This window comes from Paenibacillus borealis (assembly GCF_000758665.1).
GTDB classification, from domain to species: domain Bacteria; phylum Bacillota; class Bacilli; order Paenibacillales; family Paenibacillaceae; genus Paenibacillus_AQ; species Paenibacillus_AQ borealis.
The window spans coordinates 7,162,254-7,178,896 of sequence record NZ_CP009285.1 but is presented as its reverse complement, the minus strand read 5'-3'; the positions used below and the strand labels follow the sequence as shown (position 1 = coordinate 7,178,896).

General features: G+C 51.4%; 20 protein-coding genes and 1 pseudogene. 18 read left to right on the top strand and 3 right to left on the bottom strand.

Annotation, left to right across the window (positions count from 1 at the left end):
• Positions 1-23: 23 nt before the first annotated feature.
• Positions 24-680 (bottom strand): SdpI family protein, encoded by a 657-nt coding sequence (locus PBOR_RS30340; protein WP_042217646.1) that lies wholly within the window; start codon positions 678-680, stop codon positions 24-26.
• A gap of 128 nt (positions 681-808) precedes the next feature.
• Positions 809-1,081: pseudogene (locus PBOR_RS30335) on the bottom strand (autorepressor SdpR family transcription factor); the annotation flags it as partial.
• Between the two features lie 253 nt (positions 1,082-1,334).
• On the opposite strand from PBOR_RS30335, the gene uptA reads away from it, so the two are divergent.
• The 18 genes from uptA to PBOR_RS30245 all read left to right on the top strand — a co-directional run bounded on the left by uptA (position 1,335) and on the right by PBOR_RS30245 (position 16,074).
• Positions 1,335-1,949: an undecaprenyl phosphate transporter UptA gene (gene uptA, locus PBOR_RS30330; RefSeq protein ID WP_042217644.1), complete on the top strand. Its 615-nt coding sequence runs from the start codon at positions 1,335-1,337 to the stop codon at positions 1,947-1,949.
• Positions 1,946-2,512, top strand: a complete 567-nt coding sequence (locus PBOR_RS30325) for a thioredoxin family protein (RefSeq protein ID WP_042217642.1) — start codon at positions 1,946-1,948, stop codon at positions 2,510-2,512. Before uptA ends, PBOR_RS30325 begins: the two co-directional genes overlap by 4 nt.
• A gap of 5 nt (positions 2,513-2,517) precedes the next feature.
• Positions 2,518-3,147, top strand: coding sequence for an MBL fold metallo-hydrolase (locus tag PBOR_RS30320; RefSeq protein ID WP_042220091.1), 630 nt, complete (start codon positions 2,518-2,520; stop codon positions 3,145-3,147).
• Positions 3,148-3,330: 183 nt separating this feature from the next.
• Complete coding sequence (locus PBOR_RS30315) at positions 3,331-3,537, top strand: hypothetical protein (protein WP_042217640.1); 207 nt, start codon at positions 3,331-3,333, stop codon at positions 3,535-3,537.
• A gap of 56 nt (positions 3,538-3,593) precedes the next feature.
• The gene (gene sigY, locus PBOR_RS30310) at positions 3,594-4,136 is read left to right on the top strand and encodes an RNA polymerase sigma factor SigY (RefSeq protein WP_042217639.1); all 543 of its coding nucleotides are present in this window, start codon (positions 3,594-3,596) and stop codon (positions 4,134-4,136) included.
• The gene (locus PBOR_RS30305) at positions 4,126-4,452 is read left to right on the top strand and encodes a YxlC family protein (protein ID WP_042217637.1); all 327 of its coding nucleotides are present in this window, start codon (positions 4,126-4,128) and stop codon (positions 4,450-4,452) included. The genes sigY and PBOR_RS30305 overlap by 11 nt, the downstream gene beginning before the upstream one ends.
• Positions 4,449-4,676 carry a hypothetical protein gene (locus PBOR_RS30300; protein ID WP_042217635.1) on the top strand — a complete coding sequence of 76 codons (228 nt, stop codon included), beginning with the start codon at positions 4,449-4,451 and terminating at the stop codon, positions 4,674-4,676. Before PBOR_RS30305 ends, PBOR_RS30300 begins: the two co-directional genes overlap by 4 nt.
• A 48-nt stretch (positions 4,677-4,724) precedes the next feature.
• Complete coding sequence (locus PBOR_RS30295; protein WP_042217633.1) at positions 4,725-4,916, top strand: PLD nuclease N-terminal domain-containing protein; 192 nt, start codon at positions 4,725-4,727, stop codon at positions 4,914-4,916.
• Positions 4,916-5,830, top strand: a complete 915-nt coding sequence (locus PBOR_RS30290) for an ABC transporter ATP-binding protein (RefSeq protein ID WP_042217631.1) — start codon at positions 4,916-4,918, stop codon at positions 5,828-5,830. Before PBOR_RS30295 ends, PBOR_RS30290 begins: the two co-directional genes overlap by 1 nt.
• A complete protein-coding gene (locus PBOR_RS30285; protein ID WP_042217629.1) occupies positions 5,827-6,597 on the top strand; it encodes an ABC transporter permease subunit in 771 nt (256 codons plus the stop codon). The genes PBOR_RS30290 and PBOR_RS30285 overlap by 4 nt, the downstream gene beginning before the upstream one ends.
• Before the next feature lie 154 nt (positions 6,598-6,751).
• Positions 6,752-7,135, top strand: a complete 384-nt coding sequence (locus tag PBOR_RS30280) for a hypothetical protein (protein WP_042217628.1) — start codon at positions 6,752-6,754, stop codon at positions 7,133-7,135.
• Between the two features lie 630 nt (positions 7,136-7,765).
• Positions 7,766-8,053 (top strand): Asp-tRNA(Asn)/Glu-tRNA(Gln) amidotransferase subunit GatC, encoded by a 288-nt coding sequence (gene gatC / locus PBOR_RS30275; protein WP_042217626.1) that lies wholly within the window; start codon positions 7,766-7,768, stop codon positions 8,051-8,053.
• A 25-nt stretch (positions 8,054-8,078) separates the two neighbouring features.
• A complete protein-coding gene (gene gatA / locus PBOR_RS30270; RefSeq protein ID WP_042217624.1) occupies positions 8,079-9,536 on the top strand; it encodes an Asp-tRNA(Asn)/Glu-tRNA(Gln) amidotransferase subunit GatA in 1,458 nt (485 codons plus the stop codon).
• Between the two features lie 95 nt (positions 9,537-9,631).
• Positions 9,632-11,077, top strand: coding sequence for an Asp-tRNA(Asn)/Glu-tRNA(Gln) amidotransferase subunit GatB (gene gatB / locus PBOR_RS30265; protein WP_042217621.1), 1,446 nt, complete (start codon positions 9,632-9,634; stop codon positions 11,075-11,077).
• Between the two features lie 102 nt (positions 11,078-11,179).
• The gene (locus tag PBOR_RS30260; protein WP_042217620.1) at positions 11,180-11,653 is read left to right on the top strand and encodes a GNAT family N-acetyltransferase; all 474 of its coding nucleotides are present in this window, start codon (positions 11,180-11,182) and stop codon (positions 11,651-11,653) included.
• Between the two features lie 37 nt (positions 11,654-11,690).
• Positions 11,691-13,616 carry a DUF4097 family beta strand repeat-containing protein gene (locus tag PBOR_RS30255; protein ID WP_245647947.1) on the top strand — a complete coding sequence of 642 codons (1,926 nt, stop codon included), beginning with the start codon at positions 11,691-11,693 and terminating at the stop codon, positions 13,614-13,616.
• Positions 13,617-13,741: 125 nt separating this feature from the next.
• Complete coding sequence (gene perR / locus PBOR_RS30250) at positions 13,742-14,173, top strand: peroxide-responsive transcriptional repressor PerR (RefSeq protein WP_042217618.1); 432 nt, start codon at positions 13,742-13,744, stop codon at positions 14,171-14,173.
• 179 nt (positions 14,174-14,352) lie between these two features.
• The gene (locus PBOR_RS30245; protein ID WP_042217616.1) at positions 14,353-16,074 is read left to right on the top strand and encodes a glycosyl hydrolase family 18 protein; all 1,722 of its coding nucleotides are present in this window, start codon (positions 14,353-14,355) and stop codon (positions 16,072-16,074) included.
• Positions 16,075-16,183: 109 nt separating this feature from the next.
• On the opposite strand, the gene PBOR_RS30240 is transcribed toward PBOR_RS30245, so the two are convergent.
• Positions 16,184-16,549 carry a DUF2614 family zinc ribbon-containing protein gene (locus PBOR_RS30240; protein ID WP_042217614.1) on the bottom strand — a complete coding sequence of 122 codons (366 nt, stop codon included), beginning with the start codon at positions 16,547-16,549 and terminating at the stop codon, positions 16,184-16,186.
• Positions 16,550-16,643: the final 94 nt, after the last annotated feature.

Genomic DNA, 16,643 nt, shown 5'->3' with positions numbered 1-16,643 from the left:
TGCAGGGCTGCGGCCGGTTTCATTCAGGCCTTGATCCCCCGCGAGATCAGCCACGAATACACATAGGGCACGATAGTAGCGATGACCAGGGCGGTAATGATCATGCTGATGGACAGAGCTTTTGGCATAAAAGCTCCAAGCGCAATCAGCAATCCGCCAATTACCCACATGATCCCGGAGAGACGGTGGGTCTTCCGCCACACCTCAGGGTTAGCCAGCGTCCAAGGCGTGCGCACTCCGGTGAAATAGTTGTCCCTGATCTGCGGCATGAAGTTTCCGATTACTATGAACAGCAGCCCGAGACTTACAGTAGCCCACTTCCCGGCGGCAAAATGCTCATTGAGACCGTAAGTGACCGACAGCACAAGTGCAGCATCGCATATAATGCCCACTGCCAGGCGGATCATTTTATAAGCGCTTTGAAACTTATTGTAGTTCTCTCTTTTGGGATCGATTTTACGCATGAACTGCATGGCCAAAGGGAAAATAGTTCCCATAAAAAAGAGTAAGGCAATGACCGAGTTCTTGCCCCAGTACGTGTTGACCTTGCCTGTAATGCTGAATTGGGCAGGCAGCTGATCCGGCAGCCTGCCGTAATTAAGCAGTGCGTAGCCGAGTGAGAACAATCCCAGAATCACAATCAGCGTGTCCTGCCACTTCCATTGGAAATCCTTCATCATGATTCACCCTCCGTGTCAAAATATCGCTCCCGGCCCCTGTTATCCTGTGAACTTTCGCCAGTTGAGCCGGATTCCTTCGAATTTGCAGCATCTTCAGCCGTTTCATCCGCAGCCGCATTACGTTCCGTACCGTCCTTGCCCTTACCCGTGCCGGTCAATTCCAGGAACCAGCCCAGCACCTCTTCGAGCACCGTGGAATCCAACGAATATAGAATAAACTGGCCTTTCCGTTCGTCCTGGACCAATCCCGCATGCTTCAGTGCATTCAGATGGTGGGAGATGCTGGGTTTGGACATATTGAAAAAATCGGCAATTTCTCCGGCGGTCCGGTCCTTTTCCCGCAGCAGGCGGAGAATCTGTCTCCGGGTCGGATCGGCCAGCGCCTTGAAGGATTCATTCAACTCCGCAACCTCCTTTCGATATTTAAATAATTATCTAAATGTATAATAGATCCCGATTCCACACTTTGTCAATGCTGGAATTCATACATTCAATACGGAGAGAAAGGAATGTCCATTTGCCATAAGTAGAAGTCGTAAGCCCGCATATGCTAGAATAGGCTAAGAGAAGCTGGATACATAGAGCGGACGAGGCTTTGGATTCTGCCAGCAGAGTGCCAGGCTGATTACGCAATACACGGGAGGAGAGCTGCAATTGCATTTTATATCTGAGCTGATTTCGCATTTATTTGAATGGATTCAGAGCCTGGGTTACTTCGGGATTATGATCGGCCTGATGATTGAAGTCATACCAAGTGAGATAGTATTGGCTTTTGGCGGTTATCTAGTTTCGCAAGGGGATATTAATTTTTTTGGCGCAGTTCTGTTTGGTACGGTTGGCGGTGTAGTCGCCCAGATTTTCGTATATTGGATCGGCCGTTACGGCGGCAGACCCGTACTGGAGAAGTACGGCAAGTATATTTTTATCAAAAAGAAGCATATTGACCATTCCGAAGAATGGTTCCAGAAATACGGGACCGGCGTTATCTTCACCGCCCGTTTTATCCCGGTTGTCCGCCATGCGATCTCTGTTCCCGCTGGTATTTCGCGCATGCCGCTGGCTAAGTTCACTATGCTGACCACGCTGGCTGTTATTCCGTGGAGTGCACTGTTTGTATATCTAGGATACACTCTCGGCGATAAATGGGAGACTATTGATGAAGTCGCAGCTAAGTATACGCATGAAATCATTCTTGCCGCACTTGCAGTTATTGTTCTGTATTTCCTGTTCAAGTGGTACAAATCCAAGAAGAAAGGTAGTGCAGTATGAAACAGAATGTAGCTTCTAAATTTGGCCAGGGATTGACCCCGCGCCAGTTCGTGGAAGGCATGACGAAGAACCAGCAGGCTTTTGAATCCTGGTATGAGAAGTTTGCCTGGGCAGATGAGAGTGACCGGGAATATTTCGAGAGCTTGAATCACCGGGATGATCTGCGGGTGCTGATTCTGGCTGCTGACTGGTGCGGAGATGTGGTACGTAATGTCCCCGTTGTGTTCCGCATCCTGGAGACGGCAGGCATTAAGACTGAAGTGCTGATTCTGGAAGAGAACCAGGATGTTATGGACAACTTCCTGACCATGGGCGGACGTTCGGTTCCGATCGTGATTTTTGCCGATACCGGCGGCTATGTGCTGGGCCATTGGGGACCGCGTCCGGAGCATGTGCAGTCACTGATGAGACAGTTTAAGCAGGAGAACCCGGACCGCGAAGCAGCGGATTACGAGGGCAAAATCACCGAAGTGCGCAAAGCCATGGGCCAAGCCTACGGAGAAGGAACGGAATCACACGCGGTTATTGCCAAAGAGCTGCGCAGTCTGATCTCCGGATTCTAATGCCGATGCTTAATATAAGGTCTTATAATCTTGGACCGCTTCAGACGAACGCTTATCTCCTGACAGGAGCCGACCCTGCCAAGGGGGTAATTATCGATCCCGGTGCGAATCCGGCTGCTCTTCTCCGTGCTGCTGAAGGCATGGAAATAGAGGCAATACTGCTGACTCACGCCCACTTTGATCATATTGCCGGACTGGATGAAGTCCGCAAGGCCAAGAAGTGCCCTGTGTATATACATGCTCTGGAGAGTGAGTGGCTGGGCAGTCCCAAGCTGAACGGCTCGCTGATGTGGCCTGAATCCTCTCCTCCGGTCAGTACAGATCCGGCAGAATACGATTTGGCCGAGGGCCAGATTCTGAAGCTGCTCGGACTAACCTTCCGGGTGCTGCATACACCTGGACATTCCCCGGGAAGTGTCAGCTTCCTGTGCGGAAATGATCTGTTCTCAGGCGATGTATTGTTCAAAATGGGAGTAGGACGCACCGACCTGCCCGGCGGCAGAGAACGTGACCTGTTCGACTCGATCCGCGGTAAGCTGTACCGGCTGGATGAAGAAGTGAAGGTTTATCCCGGACATGGACCTCGCACATCCATCGGGTTTGAGAAGCTGCACAACCCATATGTTCCTATGTAACGACGTGTTTATGCCCGATATGACATAAATCGGGAAATTAGAGATGGACAAGAAGATACAGAGTTGCTACAATAATATTAATTAAATGTAACATTTACCTCGCGAAGCACGCAGACTGTGGAATAATCCCGGTTTGCGTTCTTTTTTTTGTCTATATATCTCTAATTTCATGGGAGGAAGCCAATGAAGGAAGATATGCATTACCAACTGGACTATGGAGAACTGAGGGTGGATGGAGACGGCGTAGCGGAGCAGAATTCAGCAGAATACACTGCGGAGAATGGGGATAATAAGATTTCTCTGTTCTGGCGTTTCCCCAGAGGGAAGGGAGCCGTCCAGCCATGGAGGCGCAGGCTGTGGGAATTGCAGAATAATTCAGACCATGAATGAACGAACTACAATACATAACCGTATTACAGGTGTGAGGAAGAGAAAGAGGAGGGGCTATGGGCGACGGGATGCTGGAGAAGATCAGACTGGCGCAGCAGGGGGATGCTACAGCGATGGCCATGCTGCTGCGGGAGCATTATCCCTTTCTATACAAGTATCTGATTAAGGCCACAATGGATCCTTCGCTTGCAGAAGAGCTGGCCCAGGATACGATGGTCAGATGCATGGAGAAGATCGGGAGTTACAATGGAACCTCTGCATTTTCCTCTTGGCTGATTACGATTGCCAGCCGTCTTTACATCGACCGCAAGCGGCGGTGGAAGCGTGAGTTGAAGTGGCAGAAGGAGCAGACTCAGGAGCAGGGGAGCCGCAGTATCCGCTGGAGGTTCGAAAGCCGGAATATGGAATGGAGCGAAGTGCTGGATGCTTTGTCCCGGCTGTCTTCGGCCCAGAGAATGGCTGTACTGCTGAAGCATTATTACGGATATGGTTACGATGAAATCGGCGTGATGCTGCAGATCCCATCAGGCACGGCGAAATCGCGTGTAGCCTCGGGACTTAATCAACTGCGGAAGGAGCTGGACGAGGATGAGGTTTAACAGTGATGAAGAGCTGCTGAATAAGCTGTCAGCGGAATTGGAGAGTCTGGATCTGCAGTATGCCGATGTTACTTCTCCCTCTTTGCCGGAACTGGAGCAGCTTATTGCTGCAGAAGCAATCCGCCGTATGAAGCGGCAGCGTAAGGAGCTGCTGATATTCTGCCTGGTTGCTCTAGTACTGCTAAGCATAGTGCTGTCTATTCTTAGCTCTGCGCCAGCGCTGTATTGGGGCTTGCAGGCGTTGATTCCTCTGGCAGCGCTGGTCAGTATGGGAGCGGCGCGGATCAGGCTGCGGCGGGAGGAGGCGGAAGAGTGAAGGAACTGCAGGAGGCGCCTTTTTGGCTGTGGATTTTAGTGCCGGCTATACTGATGCTTCAGGGAACCTTGCTGTTCCGCAACGCTCAGGGCAGAGGTAAAGGGAAGATGGCCTGGTTCTGGGGAATCTGGGGTCTCACGGGTGCCCCCACACCGGCAGTTTGTTACCTGCTGTTTGTAATTCTCCCTGACAGACGGAAGGCCCGGAAGAAGTTTGCGCAGTAATTTGGAAGAGGGCTTAGACAAAAAAACTGGACTTTGGAGGCTGCAGGAATGGATAAAGTAAACTGGGGTTTGGTTTGGCCACTGCTGGCGCTGCAGATTCTGCTGGCGGTTGTGGGCCTGATTTCGCTGGCCAGGACAGAGCAGGTTCGCGGGCCCAAATGGATGTGGGTGCTGCTCCTGGTATTTGGCAACCTGCTCGGGAGTGTGGCTTATTTCACGCTGGGAAGGAAAGAACTCTGATGCCGCTGCTTGAGGTTACGGATCTGCGCAAGAGCTTTGGCGGTCATCTCTCCGTGGATGGCATTAGCTTCGGGACTGAAGCCGGGCGCTGCGTCGCTTTGCTGGGGCCCAACGGAGCAGGCAAAACCACCACACTGCGCATGCTTGCCGGTCTTCTGCCGCCCACTGGCGGGAGCATTTCCTTTGGCGGTGCTCCTCCCGGAACGGATTACCGCCGGCAGCTTGGTTATCTGCCGCAGTCTCCGGCTTTTTACAGCTGGATGAGCGGACTAGAATATATGGTCTTCGCCGCCAAGCTGAGCGGTATGGGCGCCAAAGAAGCTGCAGCGGTGTCGGGCGCGGTGCTGGAGCGCGTCGGGCTTGGTTCCGCGGCGCGCCGCAAGATCGGCGGATATTCCGGCGGTATGAAGCAGCGCCTGGGGCTGGCTCAGGCCTTGGTGCACCGCCCGCGTCTGCTGCTGCTTGACGAGCCGGTCTCCGCGCTTGATCCTATCGGGCGCCGGGAAGTGATGGAACTCCTGCGGGAGATGCGGGAAGAGACAACCGTAATTTTCTCAACCCATGTCCTGCATGATGCCGAAGAGATATGCGATGATGTCATATTGATGAACCAGGGGACAATTGCTGTGCAAGGAACCTTGGCCCGCCTCCGGGCAGAGTACAGTCTCCCGATTATCAGAATAACCACAGCGAAGGAAGACAAAGCGGCCCGGTGGCTGGAGGAACTTAGGCACAAAGCTTTTATTGAAGAGGCAAGAATTTCGGATGGCACTGCAGTCTTTAACGTAAGTGATGTCGGGCTCGCGCGCCGGGCGATTCTGCAGGAAGCGGCGGAGCTGGATATTCCGCTGGTGCAATTTGAAGCAGGTTCATCGACGCTGGAGGACCTGTTTATGAAGGTGGTGGGAACATGAGGAATCTCTGGACCCTATATTCAAAAGAGATGCTGGAGGCTATGCGCAGTTATAAGCTGATCTGGATACCTGTAGTGTTCATTATTCTGGGAATCATGCAGCCGCTGGTCACCTTTTACATGGCGGATATACTTGCAGCTTCTTCTAATGTTCCGGCAGGGTTTATGGACAGCTACGAGATGCCCGGCGCCGCTGCGGTAATGGCCCAGGCTCTGGGCCAATACGGAACGATTGGCATACTAATTCTGGCGCTGGGGACAATGAACAGTCTGGCCGGAGAGCGGGGCAGCGGTACAGCCGAGTTACTGATGGCCAGACCCGTCTCCCCTGTGTCCATCATTGTTGCTAAATGGGCGGCGAATTTCACAGTGCTGGTAATTGCACTGGTGCTGGGTGCTGCGGGAGCCGCTTATTATACGGTGCAGCTTATGGGGGATCTAGCTTGGAGCGCTGTTGCGGCAGCATCCGGACTCTATGCGCTTTGGCTGCTATGCGCGGTGTCTCTTACGCTGCTCTTCAGCGCCTGGCTTCGCGGACCAGCAGCAGCGGCTTTTGCTCTTCTGCTGGCAGCGGGAATGAGTCTCGTCCACAGCCTGCTGCCTTCAAGGACTAATTGGCTACCTGCAGCTCTGCCTGGAATGTCTGCCGGCGTGCTTGCAGAAGGCAGAGCAGCCAGCGGGCCGATGATCTCAGCAGCGGTGCTGATTATTATTTGTATTGCCGGAGCTTCGCTGCTCATTGGCAGGAAAAAGTTGCCAAATGGATGAAATTGCAATAGAATAGCACGTTTTCAAGAATTTTCAGAGTATTTTCTGCGAAAATTCATTGGACTACTCTCCTGCGGCTGGACAGCTCTATCTTTTTTTAGTAGACTGTTGAAACAAGCAGAACCATGATAGATTTTGGTCAGGAGGTAGGACGATGCTGCGTTTAGGAGAGAAGATTGTCATTGTCGCGGACGCTTTTGAGCAGAGTCTTCCTATCGGAGACTACGGCTACCTAATTGCTTACGACCGCAATCCAGATAATGCGTTTGATTATGTCATTCGTGTTCCCGAGGCCAATAGAAATTTCTATGTTACGGCAGAGGATATTGAGGCCGAAGAGCAATTGCTGGTACTAGAAGCTGAAAGAGCCACGCACGAAGCTTTGATAGATTATGCTCTATCGACGTACAACGAGAAGCTGTTCCATCATTTGATGAACGGTGAGGAAGTTGAAGCGGAAGAGCTGGAGACTACATCCAAAGAAGGTTTGTCCCAGGCGGATTTCATCAAACAGGTGAATCTACGCGCTTGGATTTAAGTAGAGCCGGCGAAAGCCGGCTTTTTGTTTTGTTATTAAGAGAATTATGGTATTCCAGGAATCCCTCTGATTTCGCCGGAAGTGGGCGGTATGGGGGAAATCAAAGGGAAAAATCCCTCTGATTTTCCTGGACGTTGACCCCGTTGGAGCAAATCAGGTGCAAAAGTGCCCCTGATATCCCCCAACTGCGGGCCGCATAAGCTCCGGCTGGATTCATCCTTCAGGGCGACTGGGTCCTGTCTACGGTCTGAAACGTTATGCGGACTGTAGACCTTGTACTTCGCGGATCCATACTTTTCGACTCCAATGTTCTCCGCTATCCGGCACTCTGCTCTACCCAAACTTCCCAGCACGCCGTTCCCGCCTTATCCGCACCCATCGCCACCCGTCCTGCACGATCCCAACGTCCCCAATCTCCGCCAACCAGGCTAAGCTCAGTTTAGCTCACCCGTACCGATGATTTATCTAACATAAGGCTTTAATAGGCCGTCTATAGTCACTCCATAAATTTCTCTCTACTTCATATATCTCCCTTCAATCGACAAGCGCATTGAATTGTAAGGCCGTCTACAATATAATTAAAAACGTTATCCGGGCGCTTTAGCCCTTTAAACAGGAGGGATATTCATTATGAGCATCACCGTCAAAGATGTGCAGCATGTGGCCAAGCTGGCCCGTCTGCAATTAAGCCCGGAAGAAGAGGCTACCTTCACCGAACAAATGAATGCTATTTTACAATATGCCGAGAAATTGAATGAACTCGATACTGAGAATGTTCAGCCGACCACTCATGTGCTGCAGGTCAGTAATGTGATGCGTGACGATGTGGTGAAGGAGAGCCTGTCCCAGGAGGAAGCTCTGCTTAACGCACCGGAAGATGAAGAAGGACATTTCAAGGTTCCCGCTGTTCTGGAATAACTAAAGCCTGAGAGGAGGAAGCAAGTTGAGCCTGTTTCAATATCGATTACCGGAAGTACATAACATGCTGCACAGTAAAGCGGTCTCGGTCAGTGAGCTGACTGAAAGCTCGCTGTCTGCCATTGCGGAGCATGACAGTAAGGTTCATGCTTTTTTGACGCTGAATGAAGAGGGGGCGCGTGCCACTGCACGCGTACTAGATGATAAGCTGGCGTCTGGAGCCGCGCGCGGTCTGCTGTTCGGACTTCCTGCCGGGATCAAGGATAATATTGTCACCAAAGGTCTGCGCACCACCTGTGCCAGCCAGTTCCTGACCAATTTCCAGCCGATTTACGATGCCACAGTAGTTTCCAAGCTGCGCCAGGCCGATGCCGTAACGATCGGCAAGCTGAACATGGACGAGTTCGCCATGGGCGGGTCCAATGAGAATTCCAGCTTCGGCGCTGTACGCAATCCATGGGATCTGGAGCGTGTTCCCGGCGGTTCGAGCGGCGGTTCGGCAGCGGCGGTTGCGGCCGGAGAGGTATTCTTTACCCTTGGTTCCGATACCGGCGGCTCGATCCGCCAGCCGGCTTCCTATTGCGGAGTGGTCGGCCTTAAGCCGACGTACGGGCTAGTGTCGCGTTATGGTCTGGTGGCATTTGCTTCCTCGCTGGATCAGATTGGCCCGATCACCCGCACCGTTGAAGATTCCGCATATGTACTTCAGGCTATTGCCGGCTATGATGCCCAGGACTCCACCTCGGCCAAGGTTAGCATTCCGGATTACCTGAGCTCGCTGACCGGCGATATCTCCGGTTTGCGTATTGCAGTGCCGAAGGAATATATCGGCGAAGGCGTAGACGCTTCGGTCCGCGAATCTGTGCTGTCTGCACTTTCAGTTCTGGAGGGTCTTGGCGCCGTATGGGAAGAAGTTTCTCTTCCGCATACTGAATATGCCGTGGCCGCATATTATCTGCTCTCCTCTTCGGAGGCTTCATCCAACCTGGCACGCTTTGACGGTGTCCGTTACGGTGTTCGTGTGGATGAAGGAGGCGGTTTGCTTGATCTGTACCATAACTCCCGCAGCCAAGGCTTCGGACCTGAAGTCAAGCGGCGGATTATGCTCGGTACCTATGCGCTGAGCTCCGGATATTATGATGCTTATTATTTGAAGGCGCAGAAGGTCCGCACCCTGATTAAGCAGGATTTTGATGAAGTGTTCAAGAAATATGATGTCGTTATCGGTCCGACTGCGCCAACCACAGCCTTTAAGCTGGGCTCGCAAACTGAAGATCCGCTGACAATGTATCTGAATGATATCCTCACCATTCCAGTCAGTCTGGCTGGTATTCCTGCCATCAGCATTCCTTGCGGCTTCGCTGAAGGTCTGCCTGTCGGCCTGCAGATTATCGGCAAGGAGTTTGACGAGAGTACGGTACTGCGCGTTGCGCATGCCTTTGAACAACATACAGAGCACCACACAGCACGCCCGCAATTGTAATATCTGATGGCGCTTGCGGATGTCTGCGGGCTTCCGCAAGCGAGTTTTGCACGAAGAACCTCCGTTTGAGTATATGCCCACAAAACTTTTAAGGGATGAGATTATCTATGTCTAAATATGAAACGGTCATCGGGCTGGAAGTTCATGTGGAGCTTCATACCAAGTCCAAAATCTTCTGCGGCTGCTCCACGGAATTCGGCGCTCCGCCCAACACTCATACCTGTCCGGTCTGTCTCGGCCACCCCGGCGTATTGCCGGTTCTAAACCGCCAGGCTGTAGAGTACGCCATGAAAGCGGCGATGGCGCTTAATTGTACGATCGGTGATGTCAGCAAATTTGACCGCAAAAACTATTTTTATCCCGATTCACCAAAAGCGTACCAGATTTCGCAATATGACCAGCCTATCGGCCTGAACGGCTGGATTGATATTGAAGTGAACGGAGAGACCAAACGGATCGGCATCACCCGCCTTCATCTGGAGGAAGATGCCGGGAAGCTGACCCATGTGGATGGCGGCTTTGCTTCACTTGTGGACTTTAACAGGGTCGGAACACCGCTGATTGAGATCGTCTCTGAGCCCGATCTGCGTTCGCCGGAGGAAGCGCGTGCTTATCTGGAGAAGATCCGTGCCATTATGCAGTATTGCGATGTATCCGATGTGAAGATGGAAGAGGGCTCGATGCGCTGCGATGCCAATATCAGCCTGCGGCCGGAAGGCCAGGAGGAATTCGGTATCCGGGCAGAGCTGAAGAACATGAACTCCTTCCGTGGCGTACTCCGCGGTTTGGAGTATGAGCAATTCCGTCAAGGCGAGATTCTGGACGACGGAGGTATCGTTGTCCAGGAGACCCGCCGCTGGGATGAAGCCCAGGGGAAGACATTGTCCATGCGCGGCAAGGAAGAAGCCCATGACTACCGTTATTTCCCCGACCCGGATCTTATTGTGCTGCACATTAGCGATGCCTGGAAGGAAGATATCCGCGCGACCATTCCTGAGCTTCCGGATGCGCGGCAGGCGCGTTACAGTGAAGAATACGGCCTGACCGCCTATGATGCCGGTGTACTTACCTCATCCAAGCCGCTCGCAGATTTCTTTGAAGGCAGTCTGGCCTATACACAGGATGCCAAGGCTGTAGCCAACTGGATGATGGGAGACCTGCTGGGGTATCTGAACGGCAGTAATCTGGAATTATCCCAGGTGAAGATTACGCCGCAGGGGCTGGGTGAGATGATCGGCCTGATCGCAGGCGGAACCATCAGCAGCAAAATTGCCAAGACCGTGTTCAAAGAAATGCTGGAGAGCGGCAAGCTGCCTGCAGTTATCGTTGAAGAACAAGGCCTGGTTCAGATCAGCGATGAAGGAGCGATCAAGAAGATAGTGCAGGATGTGGTCGCTGCTAATCCGCAGTCTGTCGAAGACTATAAGGCCGGCAAGAAACAAGCAATCGGCTTCCTCGTAGGCCAGGTTATGAAAGAAAGCAAAGGGAAAGCAAACCCCGGTCTGGTAAATACACTGCTCGCTGAGGTCCTGAACGGCTAGGGCTGCTTTTGGGCAATAGATTGGGTAATAAGTCATAGAATCATGAGCACAGGGCTTGTCGGCAACGGCAGGCCCTGTGCAGCATATAAGGGGATTGTACGGATGGATACAATTGTGAAGCTGAATCTGCAGGATGAGACAACGCTGGATGAGCTCTGGAGCCTTCAGCATAAGGCGTACCGCCTGGAAGCGGAGATCATAGGGTTCCGTGACATCCCGCCGCTGCTGGAGACGAGAGACATGCTGAGCCGGGTTAAAGAGGACTTCTATGGCTGTTTCGACGACACTGAAGAGCTCATGGGTGCTGTTGCGGTGATGGAGGAGGCTCCCGGCAAGCTGACCGTTACACGCATGATGGTAAATCCTGATTATTTTCGCCAGGGGGTGGCGGGCAGAATGTTAGAATTTATCTTTGCCCGTTATGCGGGAATGGAACAGTTTATCGTATCTACAGGGAAGCTGAATGTTCCTGCAGTCACGCTCTATACCAAACACGGATTTGTTCCCGTAGGCGTTGAAGAGGTAGCCACGGGTGTGGAACTGATAGAATTCCACCGGAGCGGCCAGGTTGAGTGATAAGAGAAGCAAACGTTCAGAAAGGAGAAGTGCCGAGATGAATTCAGGTCAATACGATCATGAGAATAATCCCGTGCAGGATGATGAGAAAGAAGCTGCATTGCAGGAAGCTGAAGCCGGCGGAGATACCAAGGCCCCTTATATTCCTCCCCGCCAGAAGCGCCGTCCCCGCAAACGCAAATTTATAGCCGGCCTGCTGGCTGCCGTTATTCCCGGCACGGGACATCTGTATCTCGGGCTGCTCCGCAAAGGAATTTCGTTCATCTTTCTTATTCTGCTGGATATTGTGGCGCTGCTGTATTTCTCATCCATTGGCATGCAGATCAATGTGCCGCTGCTAATTTTGCTGGCGCTCCTGATCCCGGCATTGTATTTCTATAATGTGTTTGATGTGCTCCAGTCAGCAGACCGGATATTGCGGTTTCCTGAAGAGTATGACCCTGAACTATCAGTTATTAAGGATTCTGCTAAGACTGCTGAGCGCCGGGTAAAAATCAGCGAGCCGGGGGTTTCCTTTGGTCTGCTGCTGCTCTTTGGCGGGGCGCTGCTCTTCCTCTTCCGCCAGAAGCCGCCTTGGCTTCAGGTGTTCATTGAGAATTCCGCCGGTGCAACCATAGCGGTAATACTGATGATGCTGGGCTTGCTTCTGGGCGTACGGGAGATTGCAAAGGATTCGTCTGCACGTCTAAGCAAGGAACGGCGGAGCCGGCGTGTAGGCAGATATACTGCCTCCGCAGTGCTGATTAGTGTCGGAGTTCTGTTGCTCGTGGATTGGCGTGAAGGAACTGATTATATGATGCTGTTGCTCAAATGGTGGCCGGTTATTCCGGTATTATGGGGAGTGGAGTATCTGCTGATCCACTTCTTTTCCCGCCGCCGCAGCCAGAACGTCACTACTGCCAGAGCCCGTATGGACCTGCGCGGACTGTTCTCGGCCATCCTGCTCTCGGCATGCGTATTTATCGTAACGGAGCAGGAGCATTATCTGCATCTGTGGAACCGGGTCAGTCTTAATTTGACTGTAGCAGCAGTTGATTATGGGGAAGCAGAAGGAAGCCGTTATGAGAAGCCTCCGCTTATCGTTCCAGTCGAACTGAATACTTCCGGAATCAATATTGATGCGATCAACGGAGATATTCTGATCCACCGGGCTGCTGTGGAGGATATTGAAATTACAGCAACAGTCTGGGTGGATCAGCTGGACGGGGTACTTGCCGAATCCATAGCGGACCAGTCCTTTGTCGATGTGACTGAAGACACGACGATCAAGATCACTCCCCAGGGGAAGGCATATGGTGAATCCGGCAAACGCCAGCCGCGGATAGATCTGGACATTTCCCTGCCCGAGGACCGCAGGTTTGATCTGGTGGTCCGCACAATGAACGGCGGCATTACTTTGCAGAATGTGGAGGCCATTGCAGACATTTCTCTGGAGACGGGGAACGGAGAGCTTATCCTCCACCGTATCTACGGTAATGTAAAAGGCAAAACCCTCAATGGTGCAGTGCGCGCCCGAAACGTACAGGGAAGTGTTGAACTGACTACAAGCGGCGGTGATATGGGGGCCTGGGAGGTTACCGGGGCGCTGAAGCTGTCTTCGGCAGTTGGTAATATATCGGCAACGGATAGCGGAGATGCGCTGGAACTGTCCACGAAGAACGGCAACGTGGAGGTAGCCGGAGCCAGATCGAAGCTGCATGCGGAATCTTTGAACGGCAGAATCAGCATTCGTTCGAATGACTTTGGCGGAGACTGGGATATCTACAGTGCTGTCGGAGATATTGATCTCTACTTGCCGCTCACGGGTAATTATACGGTGGAGGGCTCAAGCGGATACGGGGATATCGTAACGGATCTGCCGGGACTTGTGATCGACAAAAAAATCCTATCCGGCCAAATGGGAACCGGGGAGTTCAAGCTTCGTGTGGATGGAAACAGCAATCTAAATGTGAGCAAATTTTGAATTAAGTAATTTTTATTATATAATAATAAATATAATGTAAGGACTTCGTTGACAACATTGAAAGCCCGGTCTTACAATTACATTAGAGTTATTATTAAGTTGTATAATTAAAGGCGGTGGCATGGATGGGTAGTGGCGTACAGCATGCATTGGAGCAACTGAAGACAACCGGTGTCCGTATTACGCCTCAGCGTCATGCGATTCTTACGTATCTGATGGAAGCGATGAATCATCCTACGGCAGACGATATTTACCGAGCGCTTGAACCTCAGTTTCCAAGTATGAGTGTGGCAACGGTGTATAACAATCTTAAGATGTTTATGGAAGCGGGTATGGTCCGCGAGCTGACCTACGGTGACAATTCCAGCCGTTTCGATGCCAATGTGTCTGATCATTATCATGTCATCTGCCAGGATTGCGGTAAGATTGAGGATTTCAGCTATTCTTCTCTCCATGAGGTAGAGGAGCGTGCCGAACTGGCTACAGGCTTTAAGATTCATGGATTACGTATGGAGCTGTATGGTGTTTGCAAATGCTGCAGCGAGAAGCAGCACTAAAATAAGATTGCAGGCGTGTAGAATCCGAATGCGGATTTTACACGTCTTTTTTCTATGAATCTGTTACAAAAATACAAAGCTTCCAGCAGATTGCCGCAACCAATAGGGCCGGCATGTCGTATACTTAACAGAAGAGCTACCTGCTTTTTAAATTCAGCATACTGTTTGGAGGATATATTTTGGACAGAAGACAGAGACAAAGACGCGTCAACAAGCGTGGAAGTCTTTTTCGCCGCTTATTGGGACTTGTCATTATAGCTGCCGCAGCCTTTTGGGTTGTTTATTATGTATTACCGAACCGTCAGCATCTGGATCCGGATTGGAAGGGGCTGGAGAAGCCTGTTTTTGTTAAGGGAGAGCTTACCGGATACTCAGCCTCAGGGACAGGGGACAGCCTGCTATTACCACTGCCGCTATTACAGGAATACGTAGATTCATCTATCCGTTACGAGGAAAAGAGCAAGTCTGTGATTCTGTCGACAGACAGCAGTCTTTTATATATGCAGGAAGATTCAACAGCAGCAAGTTTGAACAATGAGCCCCTGCAGCTTCGTCTTGCGCCTGAAGAGAAGGAAGGGGTGACATATCTTCCGGCAGATACACTGGAGGACTTATATGGCTTTGAGGTAGACGAGGATAGCAGTACAGGTGCCGTTCTGTTAATGACTGCCGGCGAAACGGTGCCGTTAGGTAAAGTGAAGGGTAAGGAAGGCGGACGGACCAGAGCGCTCCGCAGCGGAGCCTCCGTACATGCGCCAATCCTTGCTGATATGCCGCCGGGAGCCACAGTGAGAATCTGGAATTCAGACATCCAAGGCTGGCTGTATGTGCAGATGGAGAGCGGATATACAGGCTTCGTCAAGGCGGATGATATTATAGCTAACGGGGATAGAACAGTAGTGCAGCAGCCGGCGGCTCCTACCCGTGCTGAGCGCAGCTGGAAAGGGAAACCCGTTAATATGTTCTGGGAGGCAGTTTACGAACGTAAGCCGAATCCTGCGAAATTCGCGGATCTGCCAGGAATTAATGTGGTCAGTCCGACCTGGTTCAGCATTATCGATGTTAATGGCAATGTACGCAGCCAGGCTGACAGCGCCTATGTGGAGTGGGCTCACACTCAGGGCATGGAGGTATGGGGGCTGCTCAGCAACAGCTTTGAAGCGGACCTGACTACGGAGGCTCTATCCACGTATGACAAACGGATGAATACTATCGTGCAGATGCTGAAGTATGCGGATTTGTACAATCTGGACGGAATTAATATCGACTTTGAGAATGTATACACCAAGGATGGACCTAATGTTACCCAGTTCATGCGTGAGCTGAAGCCGATGGCCCAGAGCCGGAATCTGATTGTTTCTATTGATGTAACACCGAAATCAAACAGTGAAATGTGGTCCTTATTCCTGGACCGCCGGGCGCTTGGAGCCGTGTCGGATTTCCTGATCGTAATGGCTTATGATGAGCATTGGGCGGCCAGTCCGGTTGCCGGTTCTGTAGCTTCCCTGCCGTGGGTTAAGAATTCTATAAACCGGATTATTGAAGAAGATGAAGTGCCTGCCGAGAAGCTGATTCTGGGGGTGCCGCTGTATACCCGTATCTGGACTGAAACAACCGAGAAAGGCGAAACCAAAGTGAGTTCCAAGGCCGTCAGTATGAATGCGGTCCAGGAAATACTTGCCGAGAAGAAGCTGACACCGGTTTTTGATAAGGAAGCAGGACAGAATTATGTGGAATATAAAGAAGAAGATGTTCTGCGTAAAATATGGATTGAGGATAAAGTTTCGCTGGCAGCCAGAGTCGATCTGGCGCAGTCCTTCGGACTTGGCGGTGTAGCCTCGTGGAATCGCAGCTTCGCCAATCCGGAGGCATGGGAAGCGCTCAAGGCAATTATTGAATAATTGAATAGGTGGAATTAAATATAAAACGGGTGTCGTCCATTAGAGGACAACACCCGTTTTTGTTTGTATCCGGTAGGGATAATTTCTGTAAACACTCATCTGAAACGGATTATTGCTTCACTTGCTGGTTTTCTAGCTCTTCAGCGGTAATTGTAGCTTGTGCAGGGTCCATTGTGAGAATCGTGTGGCAGAACATACAGCGGTCCGTTTTGCCAAGCATTTTGGTCAGCTTATGGCATTCGGGACATTCCACCTGGACAGCGCTGGTTGAGAGCATTCCCGCCCAGAAGTAGATGGCCAGACTGGCCATCATGGAGACTAAACCAATGACGAGACCTATAGCAGCGACAACCTTACCTGCAGACCCCCAGAATACAATGCCTGCGGTTCCCATGATCATAAGACCCATACCCAGCATCGTAAGAAGCAGTCCCCAGGTGCGAAAAGCATTGATTTTGGCCGATTTAAATTTCATGAGTATTATCTCCTAACTGAAATATAGTTCGGTTGTCCAGGAGGAACTGACATGAATATGTAGAATATCATTTATGTAAAGAGAATTATAACTG